The sequence below is a fragment of the Streptomyces sp. NPDC017246 genome (assembly GCF_044331325.1).
Taxonomy (GTDB): Bacteria; Actinomycetota; Actinomycetes; order Streptomycetales; family Streptomycetaceae; genus Streptomyces.
Genome location: NZ_JBIRMW010000023.1, coordinates 37,849 through 53,216, shown reverse-complemented (window position 1 = coordinate 53,216; position 15,368 = coordinate 37,849). Strand labels below are relative to the sequence as shown.

The window sequence follows — 15,368 nt, the reverse complement described above, 5'->3', positions numbered from 1 at the left end:
TGCCCGCCGCCGTCAGCTCTTGACGCGGACGCGGTCGAGGGGTGCCGGAGAGATCGTCTTGTGGGCCTTGAGGTAGGCGACGAAACTCTCGTGGTCGGGTCCGTTGCGGACGGGCGCGGTGTAGCCGGCGAAGGCGCCGTATCCGTCGGCTCCGATGACCGTGTACGCGAGTGCGGCCACCCGGTAGGTACGGGCGGGGTCGAGGGGCCGGCCGTTGATGACGACGTCACCGGGGGAGACCCGGTCGCCGACGGGCCGTGCCGGGTCGTAGCGGTACGAGACGTTGCGGGACACGGCGAGGGGCGCGGACTTCACCGTCCCGTCGGTCTGCGTCTGCCACTGCTGTTCGAGGATCGCGTCGAGCCGGCGTCCCTTCACGCCGACGGTGAGGACCGGGTTGCCGTAGCCGTAGGCGTTCCAGGACTCGCCGAACAGGATGCGTCCGTCCGCGTCGGCGGCGTGGCTTCCCTTCGCGAACGGCAGGTCACCGCGTACGGCGTTGCTGCCCTTCGCGGGCCGCGCGGAGATCAGCGCCAGATCGGCCCGCCCCTGGCGTGTGCGGTTGGCGTTCCAGTACTGCGCGTCGGCGTACAGGTCGGCGGCCGTGCTCTCCCCCGCGGCGTTCGGCGTACGGGTGAAGGAGCCCGTCTGCCGGGCGAGCGGCTCGGCGAACCGCTCCGCTCCGCGCGCGGCCCAGTAGTCGACGATCTTCTGGACGTCCCGGTCCGGTGCCACGTCGCGCGTCACCGCGTGGTTCAGGGATCGGGTGCGGTCCCTGAGGACCTCACCGGTCGCCGTGTCGAGGGACAGGTTGATCTCATTGATCACAGATCCGTGGTTGCCGGCCTCCACGATGGGGCGGGGTACGCCGGCCGGGTCCGGCACCATGCAGTTGAAGCGCCAGTGCCAGTCGCCGGTGACGATCGCGTCGATCTCGGCCGGCACCTTCTTCGCCAGCTCGAAGACCGGACCGAAGACGGAGTCGCAGGCGTTGTAGCCCGCGGTCGCGGTGTCCGTAGGCGAACCGCCCTCGTGCACGTTGAGCACGATGGCCTCGACGCCCCGGCGCTTGAGCTCCTTGGTGTAGCGCTCGATCGTCCGCGCCTGGTCGAGGGCGCGCAGTTGAGGCTGGAATGACGTCGAGTTGGTGACGGCACCCTCCACGGTCGTGCTGATGAAACCGACCGGTATTCGCTTGCCGCCGGCGGAGCGGAACCACTCGACGCGGTACGGATCCACGACGGGACGGCCGGTCTGCGCGTGGACGATGTTGCCCGACTGGAAGTCGAAGTTCGCGCCGCGGAAGCGTCGGCCCGTGGAGTCCGTGAAACAGCTGTCCACGTCGACCGTGCCGAAGCAGCGGCCCTCCTCCATGTGCTGGACCAGGAACTCCGGGGACACGTCGAGTTCGTGGTTGCCCATGGCCGAGAAACGCACGCCCAGCTTGTTCAGGACCTCGACCGTCGGCTCGTCCTGGAAGGCGTCCACTTCGAAGGGCCAGCCGGCGAAGCTGTCACCTGTGGCGAAGGTGACGGAGTGGGGGTGGCCGGCCCGTAACCGCTGGAGATGGGTGGCGAGATAGGCGGCGCCGCCGACGGTGACCGAGGTGCCGCGCCCGGTGGGGATGGATCCGCCCTGCCCTGCGGTGGGCGGCTGCAGATAGCCGTGGAAGTCGGTGATGCTGAGGAGTTGGACATCGACAGTGTCGTCTGCGGCTGCCGGTGAGACGGACAGTGCGCCGCCGAGAAGGGCGGTGCCCGCGGCGATGACGCCGATCCGGCGAAGGAAGTTTCTCAAGGCGATGACTCCTTCGGAGTGGGACGAGCACACTCATCTCAGCCCCCGTCGGTGTCATGGCCATGAACGTCGTACTGCGCTCCAAGGCATGGGGAATGACCGCTTCAGCGAAGCGTGGCCCGGCGGGCGGGCGACTGGAACGCGGGTTGGCCTTCACCCCAACTGCCGTGGTCCCACAGCCGAAGACGGCCGCTGCCGACGGGCGGGTTCGTCAGGCACGCCTGAGCCGGCCTTCACGTGCGAGCGGTGGGCTCGGGCCCGGTTCCGGGTGCGATGGGCGTGCACGGGCTGGGCTCCGGGTGCGAGTGGTGCGGAGGGGCCGGCCTTCACGCCCGTTCGTCCGGTTCTGCCGCGCGGTCGCTCGGCGCCGCCGCGTCTCCTTGCGGAGGACTGCGGCCGGGCGGGCCGCAGGCCGACCGGACTCGCCCGCGTCCTCGACGGACGGACGGCCCGGGAGGACCGGGATCGTGGCCGGCGTGTCGACCCTGAGCGGCGGGTCCGTATGCGCGGGGGAGTGACGTCGCCGGATCACGGCTGCCCCGGCGGTGCTGCGGCAGTGCCCTGGAACCGTACGGGCCGCCCCCGGCTCACCGGCACCGGCACCAGCACCGGCACCGGCATGGGGCTGGGAGCGGGTCTGGGGTCAGGTCCGGGAGCCCGGCCGTGTCACCGGCGGCATCCCATTGCCCTGCTCCATCTGGCAGGCGCCTTTCACGCCAACCGGTGAGTGCCGTCCCCGACCGGATCAACGCCGGGCATCGCGCATGGTGCGTTGATCAGCGGGAACCGAGACTCGCGCCATGAGAACACTCAGTCACCGGCGACCCGTGCGTCCATGGGGACGCGCCGGTTCCGCCGGGCTCGCGTGCGCCGTGTCCCTTGTCGCGGTCCCCGCGCTCATGCTCGGCCCGACGGCGTCCGTCGCGCTCGCAGCCCCGCTGCCCGGAGGGCTCGGCCCCTGTGTCCCCGGGGACTGTCCCGTCCCCTTCCCCGAGATCGACAACGGCGCCATCGCCGGCCGCGACGCGGCGATCAACATCTTCGTGGGGGACGACTTCCTCGTCCGCGGCCGGGCTGCCGAGGCCGAGGGGCGGGTCGTCGTCCTGGACGACTTCGACCAGAACAAGGACGCGGCCGCCGGGGGCAATTACAACCTCGGCATCGTCGGTGTGGGATCCCGGGTCCCTCCGCCCGACGGATCGGACTTCCTCACCACCGGGGGAGGCGTGACCGTCGCCGCGGGCCAGACCCTCGACACCACCGGCGGCCTCCTGAACGAACAGGGGATCGTCCGTCACGCGGGCGCCGTCTCGGGAACGGTGACCGGCACCCTCGTGGAGGACGCGAACGCCGTGGTGCCGTACACCGGGCTGCGCGACCGTCTCACCGTCGCGAGCCGCTGCTACGCCCGCGTCGACGGCGAGCCGCGGACGCCCACCGGTACGGCGGAGAACCAGGGCGGCCAGACGCTCTTCACCGGTGACGGGACCTCACAACTCCAGGTGTTCAACGTCGACTTCGACATGGAGACGGCGAACGACGGCCAACAGGGGGTTGTCTTCGCCGGCATCCCCGACACCGCGACGATCCTCGTCAACGTCCTCGGTGCCGACCGGACGATCAACACGTACAGCGGTGGCATCGACGACGAGACCGACCCGCTGAACTCGTACCGCGAGCGACTGCTGTGGAACTTCCCCGACGCCACCACGGTGAATCTCGCCGGCACGGGACAGTTCCAGGGAAGCTTCCTCATCGGCAACCAGACGTCGAGCACGACGGTCACCCTGCCCGGTATCAACGGCCGTTTCTTCACGACGGGTTCCCTGACCCACACCACCGCCGCATCGGGCGGCGGCGGCCAGGAGTTCCACGCCTACCCCTTCAACGGCGACCTTCCGAACTGCGACGGGACCAACACGGTCACCGGTGAGGTGCGGGTGGTGAAGACGGATGCGGAGTCGGGTGCGGCGTTGTCGGGTGCGACGTTCCGTCTGTGGGAGGAGACGAACGGTACGACGGGTCTGCAGACGGGTGGGATGACCCCGGATACGCAGGTGGGTGCCGCTTGTACGACGGGTGCGGACGGTGTGTGCGAGCGGACGGTGGAGACGGGGACGTATTACTGGCAGGAGACGGATGCTCCTGACGGTTACGACCTTCCCTCACCGGCCGTCTTCGGGCCGTTGGTGCTGACGGAGGCGAACGCGGCGGCAGGGGTGTCCGTCACCGCGACCAACAGCCGCACACCGGTCCCGCCCGGCACCGGCTCGGTCAAGCTCCTCAAGTCCGACGCGGACAGCGGCCTGCCGCTGCGGGGTGCGACCTTCGAGCTGTGGGAGGAGACCAACGGGCGGACCGGCCTGCAGACGGGCGACCCCGACCCCGACACCCGGGTCGGGACACCGTGCACCACGAACGCGGCGGGCCTCTGCTCCTTCGGCACGCTGGAGAACGGCTCCTACTACCTGAGGGAGACCGCCGTCCCGGAGGGCTACGTCCTGCCCGCCGATCCGGTCACGGGCCCCTACGTCGTCGACGGTGACCAGAAGGTCGTCGTGGCCCGGCTGGACAACAGCCGTGCCGAAGACCCCTGCGAGCCCGGGGGCTACGGCGACGAGGGCTATGGCGATGACGGCTATGGCGACGAGGGGTACGGCGACGAGGGGTACGGCTCGTGCCCCGACGACCGGAGCGGCAAGAGCGGCAAGAGCAGCAAGAGCAGCAAGAGCAGCAAGAGCACCAAGAGCGGCAGCAGCGCCAAGAGCGCCAAGAGCCGCACCGGTACCGTCTGAGCGATGACGAGCCGCGCCCACCGTCCGATGTGACGGTGGGCGCGGCTCTGTGCCGGTTCGGCGGGGTTGTTCGTCTTGCGTTCACCGGCCGCCCGGGTGGGTGACTCCAAGATCTCCTACACATAACGGGTCTGGACCCAACAGATCCGGATGTGAAAGGCCGATGGGCCGAAGGCCGGAAGGCCGGAAGCTCACAAGGCCGAAAGACCAAGGAGTCCCCCGTGCTTTCCTCCCCCGACGTCTCCCGCCGCGCGCTCCTCGGCGGTGCCGCCGGTGCCGCCGTGCTCGCCTCGCTGCCCCTGAGCGTGCGCGAGGCCCTCGCCGCGCCCGCTCGCCCCGGCCGGCTGGAGGACATCGAGCATGTCGTCGTCCTGATGCAGGAGAACCGTTCCTTCGACCACTACTTCGGGACCCTGGCCGGCGTCCGCGGTCTCGGGGACCGTACCGCCGTCCGCGGGACCAACGGCAAGTCGGTGTTCCACCAGCCGGACCCCTCCCGCGCCGAGGGCCATCTCGTGCCCTTCGCGATGAACGCGGCCCACACCAACGCCTACCGGAACGGCGCCCCCGCCTTCGGCTTCATCGACTCCTTCCCGCTCTGGAACGACGGACGTGCCGACGGCTATGTCACCGGCCGTACCGGCGGCTGGCTCGGCCACGGCTTCTACGAGCCCACCGACATGCCGTTCTACAACGCGCTGGCGACCACGTTCACCGTCTGCGACCAGTACCACGCGTCGGTGCAGTGCAACACCAACACCAACCGCGACCACTTCATGACCGGCACCAGCGGTGGAACGGTCAACGACACCGTCGTCCACAACAACAGCTCCATACCGGGCGGCTACACCTGGACCACCTACGCCGAGCGTCTGGAGAAGGCCGGGGTCAGCTGGAGGACGTACCAGGCCCGCGACAACTACGACGACAACGCCCTCGCCTGGTTCCGCCCGTTCCAGCAGGCCAAGCAGGGCGAGCCGCTCCACGACAAGGGCATGGCGATGGTCGGCGCCGCGGCCGACCAGGGCGACGGGCACAAGATGGGCGACGCGCTCGTCGAGGCGTTCCGCGCCGACGTGGCAGCCGACCGGCTGCCGCAGGTGTCCTGGATCGTCGCACCGGAGGCGCTCTCCGAGCACGCCAGCTGGCCCCCGCCGTACGGCGAGCACCTCACCGCGCGACTGATCGAGGCGCTCGCGGACCATCCCGAGGTGTGGGCCAAGACCGTGTTCATCCTCAACTACGACGAGCACGGCGGCTTCTTCGACCACGCCATGCCGCCCGTGCCGCCGCTCTCCGCCGACCGGGGCAGAGCCACGATGTCCGTGGACGGCGAGGTCGTCGTCCGGGTGCGGCAGGCCGACGGGGCCACGGCGATGCGGGTCGTCTCCCAGGACGGCCGCTACCGGGTACGTGCCACCGACGGCGGCCTCACCTGGTCGGACACGCTGCCCGCCGGGGAGACCCTGGTCTCGGGACCGCACGCCATGGGTCTCGGCCTCCGCGTACCGATGCTCGTCGTGTCGCCGTGGACCCGCGGGGGCGTCGTCGACTCCACCGTGCTCGACCACACCTCCGTGATCCGTTTCCTGGAGCGCCGCTTCGGGGTGCGCGAGCCCAACATCAGCCCGTGGCGCCGGTCCGTCGCCGGTGATCTGACGTCGGTCTTCGACTTCTCCGGCGAGGACATCGTCTGGCCCGAGCTGCCCGACACCGGCGGCAACCGCGCGAAGGCCGACGCGGCGGCCGGGAAGCCGTCGATCGCCGTCCCCTCGCCGCAGTTCTTCCCGCGCCAGCAGCGCGGCACCCGCCCGGCGCGCCCCGTGCCGTACGCCCTGTCGCTGCGTTCCGAGGTCCGGGACGGCCGGGTCTCACTGGACCTCCGCAACCGAGGCCGACAGGCCGCCGTCTTCCAGGTGTACGCGGAGCCCGGCAGCACCCCCGACTTCTACACGGTCGGCGCGGGCGAGCGGCTCACCGGCGCCCGCGCCCTCCAGGGAGAGGGCTACGACCTCCGGATCCACGGCCCCAACGGCTCGCTCTGGCATCTGCGCGGCGACACGGACGACGCGCTGGAGGCCCGGCTCAAGGAGGAGCGCGAGGGCGACCGCGCGTACCTGGAGATCGAGATCGAGAACCGTGGCCGCCGCTCCCGCACCGTGCTCGTCGGCGATCTGGCGTACGGCGGCGGCGTCCGCGAGGTCCGGGTCGGCGCGCGCGACGACCGCACCGTGAAGCTGCGGGTGCCGGCCGAGCGCTGGTACGACATCGCCGTGAGCGCCGCCGACGACCCCGGGTTCCTGCGCCGCTTCGCCGGCCGCTTCGCCGAGCGGAACCAGGGCCGTCACCGCGACCGCGACCGCGGCCACGACCACGACCGGGGCCGGACGCGCGGCGTCACCGATCCGGCGATGGGGCTGCCCGACGCCCTGACCGTCGAGGTCGCCACCGCCGCCGGTGACGAGCCGGTCGTCGCGGGCGGCACCACGGCCCGCTTCACCGCGACCGTCACCAACCGGGGACCCGTGGAGCTCCACGACGTCGCCATCGCCTTCACACCGCCGTCCGGGTGGACGGCGAAGCCGGTCGCGGACACTCCGCCGCGGACCCTGACCGCCGGCTCCACGGCCACCGCGAGCTGGGACGTCACCGCTCCCTCCGACGCTCCCGCCTACGGCTCCGCCCGGCTGCTCGCGGTCGCCCGCGGCCGGGCGGCGGACGGGCTGCGCCTCGCCGACGGCGAGATCCAGGCACGGATCGCCCCGACCATGAGCGGTCATCTGCTCGCGGAGGACTTCCAGTCGCTTGCCGGGAAGCTGGTCAAGCGCGGCCAGGTGCTCGGCTGGACGGCGACGGCACCGGAGGGCTGGTCGGTCGTCGACGCGGCCTCGATGCCCCAGGGCACGCCGATGTTCCAGGGCTGGACCTTCCACACCCGCCGCGCCTGGTCGGCCGGCGCCCAGAACCGCCCGAACTTCACCCGGGGTCTGGGCGTCGTCGCGGTCGCCGACCCGGACGACTGGGACGACACCGGTGCGCCCGCGAGCAAGGGCCGCTTCGACTCGACCCTGGTCTCACCCGCCGTCCCGGTCCCGGCCGGCCGTACGACCCTCCGGGTGGACTTCGACTCGCACTACCGGCAGGAGGGCGACCAGAAGGCCGAGGTCCGCGCGGTCTTCGACTCCGGCGAGGAGAGGGTCCTGCTGCAGTACGGCCCCGGCTCGCCGGACGCGGAGAACACGGCGGTCACCAAGGAGTTCACGGTCCCGGCGGGGGCCCGCACGGTGACCCTGCGCTTCCGGATGTACGACGCCGGAAACAACTGGTTCTGGGCGGTGGACCACATCCGCCTGGGCTGGCCTGTCCAGGCGGCCCGGGGTGGGGCAGGCCTCGACTTGATAGGCAAGTGAAACCTTGCCTATCCTGGGGTCGTGGCCGACGACCTCTTCAAAGCCCTGGCCGACCCCACCCGCCGGACCATCCTCGACGAGCTCACGGAGAAATCCGGACAGACACTGTTCGAGATCTGCTCGCGACTGAGCATGAAGCATCAGCTCGGCATCTCGCGTCAGGCGGTCTCCCAGCACCTCGCCGTGCTGGAGGCCGCCGGACTCGTCGAGACCAGACGGGAGGGCCGGTACAAGTTCCACGACCTGAACACGGCCCCGCTGCGGCAGATAGCCGAGCGCTGGCTCGTGCCCGACGCATCCCGACCGGAGGAGAACACCCCATGAAGATCCATCTGACCAGCGTCTTCGTCGACGACCAGGCCAAGGCCCTGCACTTCTACACCGAGATCCTGGGCTTCGCGAAGAAGCACGACGTCCCGCTCGGGGAGCAGGACCGCTGGCTGACCGTCGTCTCGGCCGAGGAGCCCGGCGGCACCGAGCTCCTCCTGGAGCCCGCCGGACATCCGGCCGTCAAGACCTACCGTGACGCGCTCGTCCAGGACGGCATCCCCCTCGCCCAGTTCGCCGTCGACGACGTGCGCGCGGAGTACGCGCGCCTGCACGGCCTGGGCGTCCGCTTCCTCCAGGAGCCCATGGACATGGGCCCCGTCACCACCGCCGTCTTCGACGACACGTGCGGCAACCTGATCCAGATCGCGACCGAGCCGGCATAGGGGCCGGGGCCGGGGCCGGAGCCGGGACCGGGGGCGGCGGGCGGGTGTGAAGGTCGGGGGCACCCTAGGGGCTCTCCCCGATGTGCGTCCCGGCTCCCTTCCCCTACCGTCGTGACGGGGGCGGCACATCGCCATCTCGCGTATCCGTACGGAGGCTTGATGAAGGCGATCGTCCAGGACCGGTACGGCTCGTCCGAGGTGCTGCGGCTCGACGAGGCCGACCGTCCGCAGGTGGGAGAGCACGACGTGCTCGTACGGGTCCGCGCCGCGTCGGTCAACGCCCGTGACTGGCACGTGATGCGGGGCGATCCGTACGTCGCACGTCTGGCCTTCGGTCTGAGGAGACCGAAGGCGAGGATCCGGGGGACGGACTTCGCGGGTGAGGTGACCGCGGTGGGCGGTTCCGTGAGCCGGTTCGCCGTCGGCGACGAGGTGTACGGCGAGGCGGACGGCGCCTTCGCCGAGTACGTGTCCGCGGCGGCCGACAAGATCGCCGTAAAACCGCGCAACCTGACGTTCGAGCAGGCGGCCGCGGTGCCGCTGGCCGGCGGCACCGCCCTGAAGGCCCTGCGGGACCTGGCCGGCACGAGGCCGGGCCATCGTGTGCTGGTCAACGGCGCGTCGGGCGGCGTGGGCACGTTCGCCGTGCAGATGGCCAAGGCGCTCGGGGCCGAGGTCACCGCCGTGTGCAGCGCGAGAAACGCGGACCTCGTCCGGTCACTGGGCGCGGACCACGTCATCGATTACGCGCGGGAGGACTTCACCCGGAGCACCACGCCCTTCGACACCGTGCTCGACCTGGTCGGCAACCGCTCCCTCGCCGAGTGCAGACGGGCCCTGACGGCGACGGGGACCCTGGTGCTGTCGGGCGGAGGAGTGTCCGAGGGCGGCAGCCTGTTCGGACCGATGGGCCTGCTCCTCAAGGGCCAGGCCGTCTCCCGTTTCGTCGGCCGGCGCGTGCTCGTCCTCACGGCGGTTCTGGACGGCGAGACCCTCGCGGCACTCTGCGACCTCGTCGAGTCCGGCGCGGTCACCCCCGCCGTCGACCGTACCTACCCGCTGAGCGAAGCGGCCGAGGCGATCCGCTACATGGAGGTGGACCACGCACGGGCCAAGGTCGTCCTCACGGTCTGACGACGAGGTCCAGTGGCGCCGACGGTCCGACGGCGCCGACCGTCCGGCGGCCTCTGCCCGGCAGTGAAGACGCCGGACAGACGACTGCCGTCCGTCTTCGCCGACAGCCGCCGCGACGGCCGACACCACGCTCCGCCGACGCACACCCCCTCGCGAAATATCGGGTGCTCTCCGGAGGGACGCGCGTTATCGTCGAGCGTATGAACGTCACCGGCCGAAGCCTCACCGCGACCGCGCGAGCGACCAGCTCGCCGGTTGCCGCCGTCTGACCTTCCTCTTCCCACCGGCGACCGGAAACGGCCCGCCGGTGGTTCTGTGGCTCCTCTGCCCGGTCGACGACCGCTCCGGCCCGTTCTCCGGTGCCTCCCTTGCCGTGACGCGAAGGAGTCATCCCATGAAGACCGAAGACATCGTCCGGACCTTCCTCGACTATTTCGAGGAGCGCGGTCATCGCCGCATCACCGGCTCGACGCTCCTGCCGCCGCCCGGCGACCCGGTGCTGTTCACGACCTCCGGCATGCATCCGCTCACCCCGTACCTGGAGGGGCGCCCCCATCCACTGGGCCGACGCCTCGTCAACGTACAGCGCTGTCTGCGCACGACGGACCTGGACGAGGTCGGCGACTCCACCCATCTGACCGTGTTCGAGATGCTCGGCACCTGGTCGCTGGGCGACTACGAGGGCCCCCAGAGCCTCGCCTGGGGACACGAGCTGCTCACCGAGGGGCTGGGGGTCGATCCGGGCCTCCTCCACGCCACGGTGTACGGGGGAGACGACCGGTCGGGACAGGACACCGCCTCCCTGGAATTCTGGCAGGGCCGCGGAGTGCCCGTGGAGCTCACCGTCGAGGACAACTGGTGGTCCAACGGCCCGACCGGCCCGTGCGGCCCCGACTCCGAGGTCTTCCTCTGGAGCGGGGACTCGCCGCCCCGTTCGACGCCCACCCAGGACGACCGATGGGTGGAGGTGTGGAACCACGTGATGATGCGCCACCGCCGGCTCGACGACGGTTCCCTCCGGCCGCTTCCCCAGCGGAACATCGACACCGGTCTGGGCCTGGAGCGACTGGCCTGCCTGCTCCAGGGGAAGTCGTCCGTGTTCGAGTGCGATGTCTTCGATCCCTGGCGCCGACTCGTACCCACGCTGTGGCCGCTGGAGGAACCGTCGCCGCGTCTGGTCTACGACCATCTGCGCTCGGCCGTCGTGGTGATCGGCGACGGGGTGCGCCCCGGCAGCACCGGGCAGGGATACGTGCTGCGACGCCTGCTCCGCAGGGTGCTGACCGTGCTGTGGCGGGACGATCCGAAGCGCACTCTCGGAGACCTTCCGTCCGAGCTCGTCGAGCACACCCTGAGCCACTTCCGGCAGGACGTGGACCCGGGCGACGTACGGCGGCTGTTGCTCGACGAGGAGGAGAGGTTCGGGCGACTCCTCGCCCGCGGCCGCCGGATCCTGGCCGGCCCCCGCTTCCAACGCCCCCTGGACGAGGAGGACCTCCACTACCTCCACGACACCCACGGTCTGCCGCGCGACCTGGTCATGACACTGCGACAGGAGTGACGACCGGCGCTCCGCCCGTCGCAGCCGCGTCACCCGGGCGCCGATCAGTTCGACTGCGGCGAGGCGCAGGTCCCGCCCGGTGGGTCATGCGATACCGCTCGAAGTGGGCGAGCCCCAGATTCACCGCGCGCGCCGAGGGGTTCTCCGGAGTTCGGCCTGTTCGCGCAGGCATTCGGCGAGACGTCGAGGACGAAGAGCCGGGTGTCGAGGTCCTCCGGGTCGATCTCCCCGTCGCCGGTCGGCGGACGGAACGCCGAGGTGGCGGTGCTGCCTACGCGGGACGCGTCGACGGCGCCGCCGTCCGAAGGTGCTCGGCGGCCTCGGCGGCGCTGTACGACGACGCGAAGGTGAAGGCGCGCGGGGACGGCCCGTGTGCCCGAAGGTCCGTCAGCCGTTCCAGGGACTCGCCGACGGTCGGGAGGTGACCTGCGGGGATCCACCAGAGCACCAGGTGCGCCTCGACGTGCCGCTCGAACCATGCGCGCCGCCGCCGCATCACTTCCAGGTGCCCGCTCCGGTAGGCGAAGTCCCAGAGGGCCTCCTGGTTCTCCCACACCGACAGGTTGACGATGACGTTCTCGCCCGCCGGGCGCAGGCCGGTCGCGTCGGCCTCGCCTTCCTCGATCAGTCGCCACACGAAGCCGGGTGCGCCGTCGGCGGCGCCGTTGACCGGGTCGAGCATCTCGACGAAGGGCGCGATGCGCGGGTCGTCCAAGGGGTGGCGGAGCGTCGCGACGTTGAGCTGGGCGAGGTGGGCGGCGGGATGCGGGGATGCGGTCATGGGCTCATCCCAGCACGGCCTCGTTTTCTATGTCAATCACTATTGTTTTTAGAAGCCTCGACCACCACACAACACTCCCCGGGCCGGGCGTCCATGTGGGCCCGTACGGGACCGTCCGTGCCGAGCAGTCCCTCCAGGAGCGCGAGATTCATTCCGCAGACGAGCGGCGGGAAGCGTTCGGCGACGGCGTGGAAGGGGCAGTTGCGCATACGGACGACGGGCGTGGCGGCCACCCCGGCCGTCCCTTCCGAGTCCGAGTCCGATTCCGCCCCCGAGTCCGGATCCGGCTCCAGGTGCGGTTCGTAGCCGCGGGCGGCCAGCACCTTCATGGCCTCTTCGAGGTCTCCGCAGGGCGCGGCCGAGCCGCGCAGGGACTCGCCCCGCCGGCGGGCGGCCGCGCAGAGGCCGGCGTCGAGCCCGGCCTGCTCGGCGGCCTCGGCGAGCAGCTCGGCCGCGGTGCGGTAGTCGCGGGCGGGCAGCGACACCGACCGCTCGGCCTTCGTCCGCGTGTACACCTTGGCGGGACGGCCCGCCCCCGGCCCCGAGCGGCCCGTCAGGCGACGGCTGCCGCTCTCCAGCAGCCCGGCCTCGGTCAGCCTGTCCAGATGGTGTGCGGCGAGTGTGCGTGTCACCCCGGTGGCCTCGGCGGCCTCGTTGCGGCCGACCTCGCGGCCCTGGGCGGCCACGTACTCGTACAGGCGGCGCCGCACCGGATCCTGCAGCATGGCGATCGCTTCGATGTGCTCCATCCGGCCATTCTAGGAACAACGCAGATTGGACATAGAAGCTCGGGGCTTCGGGGCCGGACCCCTTACGAGGACCTGTACGGGACTCCCACGGGACTCCCACGGGACTCGTACGGGACCCGTACGGCACCCCTACGGGACGTCCTGGAGGCGGCCGGTCACCACCAGACTCCCGTCCGGGGTGCGCCGTGCGAGGGCGCCCGTGCGGAAGTGGCCGTCGAGCGTGAAGGAGCGCGCGTTGTACTCGGCTGCCCGGTAGTAGCCGCGCAGGGTGTAGGGACCGCGGACGAGGAGTTCGCCGGGCTCCCCGTCGGCCACGTCCGCGCCGTCGGCGCCCACGACACGGAGCTCGTCGTCGGGCGAGAGCGGGCGGCCGTGGGTGGTGAGCGCGGGCTCGTCCTGTTCGGCGGGCGGAGTGAGCGTGAGCAGCCCCTCGGCCATCTCGAAGACCTGCTGCAGGTGCCAGTCCGCGGCGGGCCCCTGCCGCTCGACGGCGTTCGCCCGGGGCGGGAGCGAGCCACCGATCTGCATCAGTCGCAGACTGCTCAGGTCGGACCGGATCGTGGCGCGCGCGTCGAGCCACTGCCGGGCGACCGCCGGCGGGAGCGACGTGACGCTGACGCGCTCCCGTTCGACGAGGGGGAAGCACGCGGCGGGGCTCGGGTCCTCGACCAGGACGACGGTGCCGCCGACGGAGAGGGTGCCGATGACTCCGGGACAGCCCCAGGTCAGAGGGGACTCGGGGGGCAGCGCGGCGAGGTACACGTCGTCCTCGGTGAGCGACACCGCCTCGGCGGCGGCCCGCGCCTGGTAGTCGTAGTCGTTGTGGGTGCGCGGAACGAGGAGGGCGCTCGTGGCGGCGGCGCCGGAGAGCAGCAGGAACGCCACCTGGTCGGCGCTCTGCGGCAGCGCCGGCACGGGAGGGGCGTCGACCGAGCTCAGCGGGAAGTAGTGGCAGCCCGACGCGTCGGTCGTGTACCCGCCGCCGTACGGGGACGAGGCGTCCGGCGCCTCGACGGTGAACACCCTCCGCAGGAAGGGCTCGCGGGCGGCGATGTCCGCCGCCATCGCGGTGTGGTCGAAGCCCCGGTACGTCGAGGGGCCGACGTAACCGACGGCCCGGGTGACCTGTACGAGGTGGGACACCTCGGACGCGCGGTACGCGACCGGGCAGAACACGGGGACCGCGCCGGCGCGCATCAGGGCGAAAACGGTGACGACGAACTCGGGGACGTTCGGCAACTGGACGACGACGCGCTGTCCGGGCCGGAGGGCGAGCAGCCGGAACCCGGCGGCCATGCGGTCCACGCGCCGGTTCAGGGCCGCGTACGTGACGCGGGTGCCGCCGTGCACGAGCGCGGTCCGCGGTCCGTACTGCAGGGCCCAGCCGCGCAGCAGGTTGTCGAGCGTGTTGCCGCGCCAGTGCCCGGCCGCCCAGTAGCGGTCGACGAACTCTTCGGGCCAGGGTGTACAGCCGTCGAGAACGGGGTTCATTCGGGTCCTTACAGCGGCGGGTTCGACCTGGTCGGTGCCGCGAGTCGGTGTCCCGACGCGGCCCCGGCAGTCAATTCCGTCAACTGCCCCGTGTGCAATGCGCTTTCCGGACCACGGCCGCGGAACCCCCTCGGAAGAAGCTCCAACGAACGCCGCTGACCAGCGGAGACGGCCGGACGAACGAGAAGGCGTCGAACCGTGCTGTCAGCAGGCGTCCGCGAGGAGCCGCTCCAGAGGGCGCGGTACGCGTGCGGGTTCGAGGTCCTCCACGAGCGCGCGTGCGTACTGCGCCTTCCGGCCGCTGTGCGTGCCCAGGAAGCGCCGCAGCTGCTGCTCCACGGTGCGTTCCCGCTGGGCCGGCTGCTTCTGGAAGGTGCGGAACGCGCGGAGCTCGCCCTGCTCGTCGACGACCCGCTGGACCGCGTCGGTGCCGAGCGCGCGGATCAGCTCGTCCTCGAGGTCCGCCTCGCAGACATGGAAGGTTCCGAAGCCGAGCCCCGCCTGCTCCAGGCTGCGCCGGAAGTGGGGCTCCTCGCGGATGTCGACGAGACCCGCCAGCCGGAGCCCGAGGCCCTGCGGGCCGAAGAGGGCGACGAACTTCCCGATGCTCGTCGCGCCGCCCAGGGGCACGACGGCGACGCCCTCCGCGGCGAGGTCCCGGCCCCGGCGTGCGGCGAGCGCGTCGACGGCGGCCACGTCGCTGACGCCTTCGACGAGGACGACCGTGCTCAGCCCGCGGGCCAGCTCCCGTGCCGCCGGAGCGGCGTGCGCATCACCGGCCGCCCACGCGACTGCCGCCCGAACGAAGCGTCTTGTGTCATCCGCAGGCATGAGGGCGTCTCCCGGGAGGGGCGGGCGGTGAACAGCATTGCTGACCACCGCGGTCCTCGCAGGGGCCGCGGTGGACGGTCGGACACCACCACCCGGAGCGCGCCCG

Annotated in this window: 11 protein-coding genes; 6 read left to right on the top strand and 5 right to left on the bottom strand. The window is 71.5% G+C overall.

What is annotated here, in order from left to right; genetic code table 11:
- Positions 1-12 precede the first annotated feature (12 nt).
- Positions 13-1,797 carry a bifunctional metallophosphatase/5'-nucleotidase gene (locus tag ACH4MY_RS35610; RefSeq protein WP_398008631.1) on the bottom strand — a complete coding sequence of 595 codons (1,785 nt, stop codon included), beginning with the start codon at positions 1,795-1,797 and terminating at the stop codon, positions 13-15.
- Positions 1,798-2,597: 800 nt separating this feature from the next.
- On the opposite strand from ACH4MY_RS35610, the gene ACH4MY_RS35605 reads away from it, so the two are divergent.
- From ACH4MY_RS35605 to ACH4MY_RS35580, 6 genes are all read left to right on the top strand, one after another.
- Positions 2,598-4,592, top strand: a complete 1,995-nt coding sequence (locus ACH4MY_RS35605) for a choice-of-anchor A family protein (RefSeq protein ID WP_398008629.1) — start codon at positions 2,598-2,600, stop codon at positions 4,590-4,592.
- 221 nt (positions 4,593-4,813) lie between these two features.
- Positions 4,814-8,002, top strand: a complete 3,189-nt coding sequence (locus tag ACH4MY_RS35600; protein WP_398008628.1) for a phosphocholine-specific phospholipase C — start codon at positions 4,814-4,816, stop codon at positions 8,000-8,002.
- A 21-nt stretch (positions 8,003-8,023) separates the two neighbouring features.
- Positions 8,024-8,326, top strand: coding sequence for an ArsR/SmtB family transcription factor (locus ACH4MY_RS35595; RefSeq protein WP_398008626.1), 303 nt, complete (start codon positions 8,024-8,026; stop codon positions 8,324-8,326).
- Positions 8,323-8,715 (top strand): VOC family protein, encoded by a 393-nt coding sequence (locus tag ACH4MY_RS35590; RefSeq protein WP_398008624.1) that lies wholly within the window; start codon positions 8,323-8,325, stop codon positions 8,713-8,715. Before ACH4MY_RS35595 ends, ACH4MY_RS35590 begins: the two co-directional genes overlap by 4 nt.
- A gap of 159 nt (positions 8,716-8,874) precedes the next feature.
- Complete coding sequence (locus ACH4MY_RS35585; RefSeq protein WP_398008622.1) at positions 8,875-9,849, top strand: NAD(P)-dependent alcohol dehydrogenase; 975 nt, start codon at positions 8,875-8,877, stop codon at positions 9,847-9,849.
- Between the two features lie 394 nt (positions 9,850-10,243).
- A complete protein-coding gene (locus tag ACH4MY_RS35580; RefSeq protein ID WP_398008621.1) occupies positions 10,244-11,410 on the top strand; it encodes an alanine--tRNA ligase-related protein in 1,167 nt (388 codons plus the stop codon).
- 271 nt (positions 11,411-11,681) lie between these two features.
- Here ACH4MY_RS35580 and ACH4MY_RS35575 read toward each other — a convergent pair whose 3' ends face one another.
- The 4 genes from ACH4MY_RS35575 to ACH4MY_RS35560 all read right to left on the bottom strand — a co-directional run bounded on the left by ACH4MY_RS35575 (position 11,682) and on the right by ACH4MY_RS35560 (position 15,262).
- Positions 11,682-12,191 carry a DUF3291 domain-containing protein gene (locus tag ACH4MY_RS35575; RefSeq protein ID WP_398008619.1) on the bottom strand — a complete coding sequence of 170 codons (510 nt, stop codon included), beginning with the start codon at positions 12,189-12,191 and terminating at the stop codon, positions 11,682-11,684.
- A 32-nt stretch (positions 12,192-12,223) separates the two neighbouring features.
- Complete coding sequence (locus tag ACH4MY_RS35570; protein ID WP_398008617.1) at positions 12,224-12,940, bottom strand: helix-turn-helix transcriptional regulator; 717 nt, start codon at positions 12,938-12,940, stop codon at positions 12,224-12,226.
- Positions 12,941-13,069: 129 nt separating this feature from the next.
- The gene (locus ACH4MY_RS35565; protein WP_398008615.1) at positions 13,070-14,431 is read right to left on the bottom strand and encodes an AMP-binding protein; all 1,362 of its coding nucleotides are present in this window, start codon (positions 14,429-14,431) and stop codon (positions 13,070-13,072) included.
- 204 nt (positions 14,432-14,635) lie between these two features.
- On the bottom strand, positions 14,636-15,262 hold the full coding sequence (locus ACH4MY_RS35560) for a TOPRIM nucleotidyl transferase/hydrolase domain-containing protein (RefSeq protein WP_398008613.1): 627 nt from the start codon (positions 15,260-15,262) through the stop codon (positions 14,636-14,638).
- Between the last annotated feature and the right edge of the window lie 106 nt (positions 15,263-15,368).

Bases quoted from the DNA above. Each gene is read 5' to 3' on its own strand.
- ACH4MY_RS35605 (WP_398008629.1), top strand. From the start codon at position 2,598: ATGAGAACACTCAGTCACCGGCGACCCGTGCGTCCATGGGGACGCGCC.
- ACH4MY_RS35585 (WP_398008622.1), top strand. From the start codon at position 8,875: ATGAAGGCGATCGTCCAGGACCGGTACGGCTCGTCCGAGGTGCTGCGG.
- ACH4MY_RS35580 (WP_398008621.1), top strand. From the start codon at position 10,244: ATGAAGACCGAAGACATCGTCCGGACCTTCCTCGACTATTTCGAGGAG.
- ACH4MY_RS35570 (WP_398008617.1), bottom strand. From the start codon at position 12,940: ATGGAGCACATCGAAGCGATCGCCATGCTGCAGGATCCGGTGCGGCGC.
- ACH4MY_RS35565 (WP_398008615.1), bottom strand. From the start codon at position 14,431: ATGAACCCCGTTCTCGACGGCTGTACACCCTGGCCCGAAGAGTTCGTC.
- ACH4MY_RS35575 (WP_398008619.1), bottom strand. From the start codon at position 12,191: ATGACCGCATCCCCGCATCCCGCCGCCCACCTCGCCCAGCTCAACGTC.
- ACH4MY_RS35590 (WP_398008624.1), top strand. From the start codon at position 8,323: ATGAAGATCCATCTGACCAGCGTCTTCGTCGACGACCAGGCCAAGGCC.
- ACH4MY_RS35560 (WP_398008613.1), bottom strand. From the start codon at position 15,262: ATGCCTGCGGATGACACAAGACGCTTCGTTCGGGCGGCAGTCGCGTGG.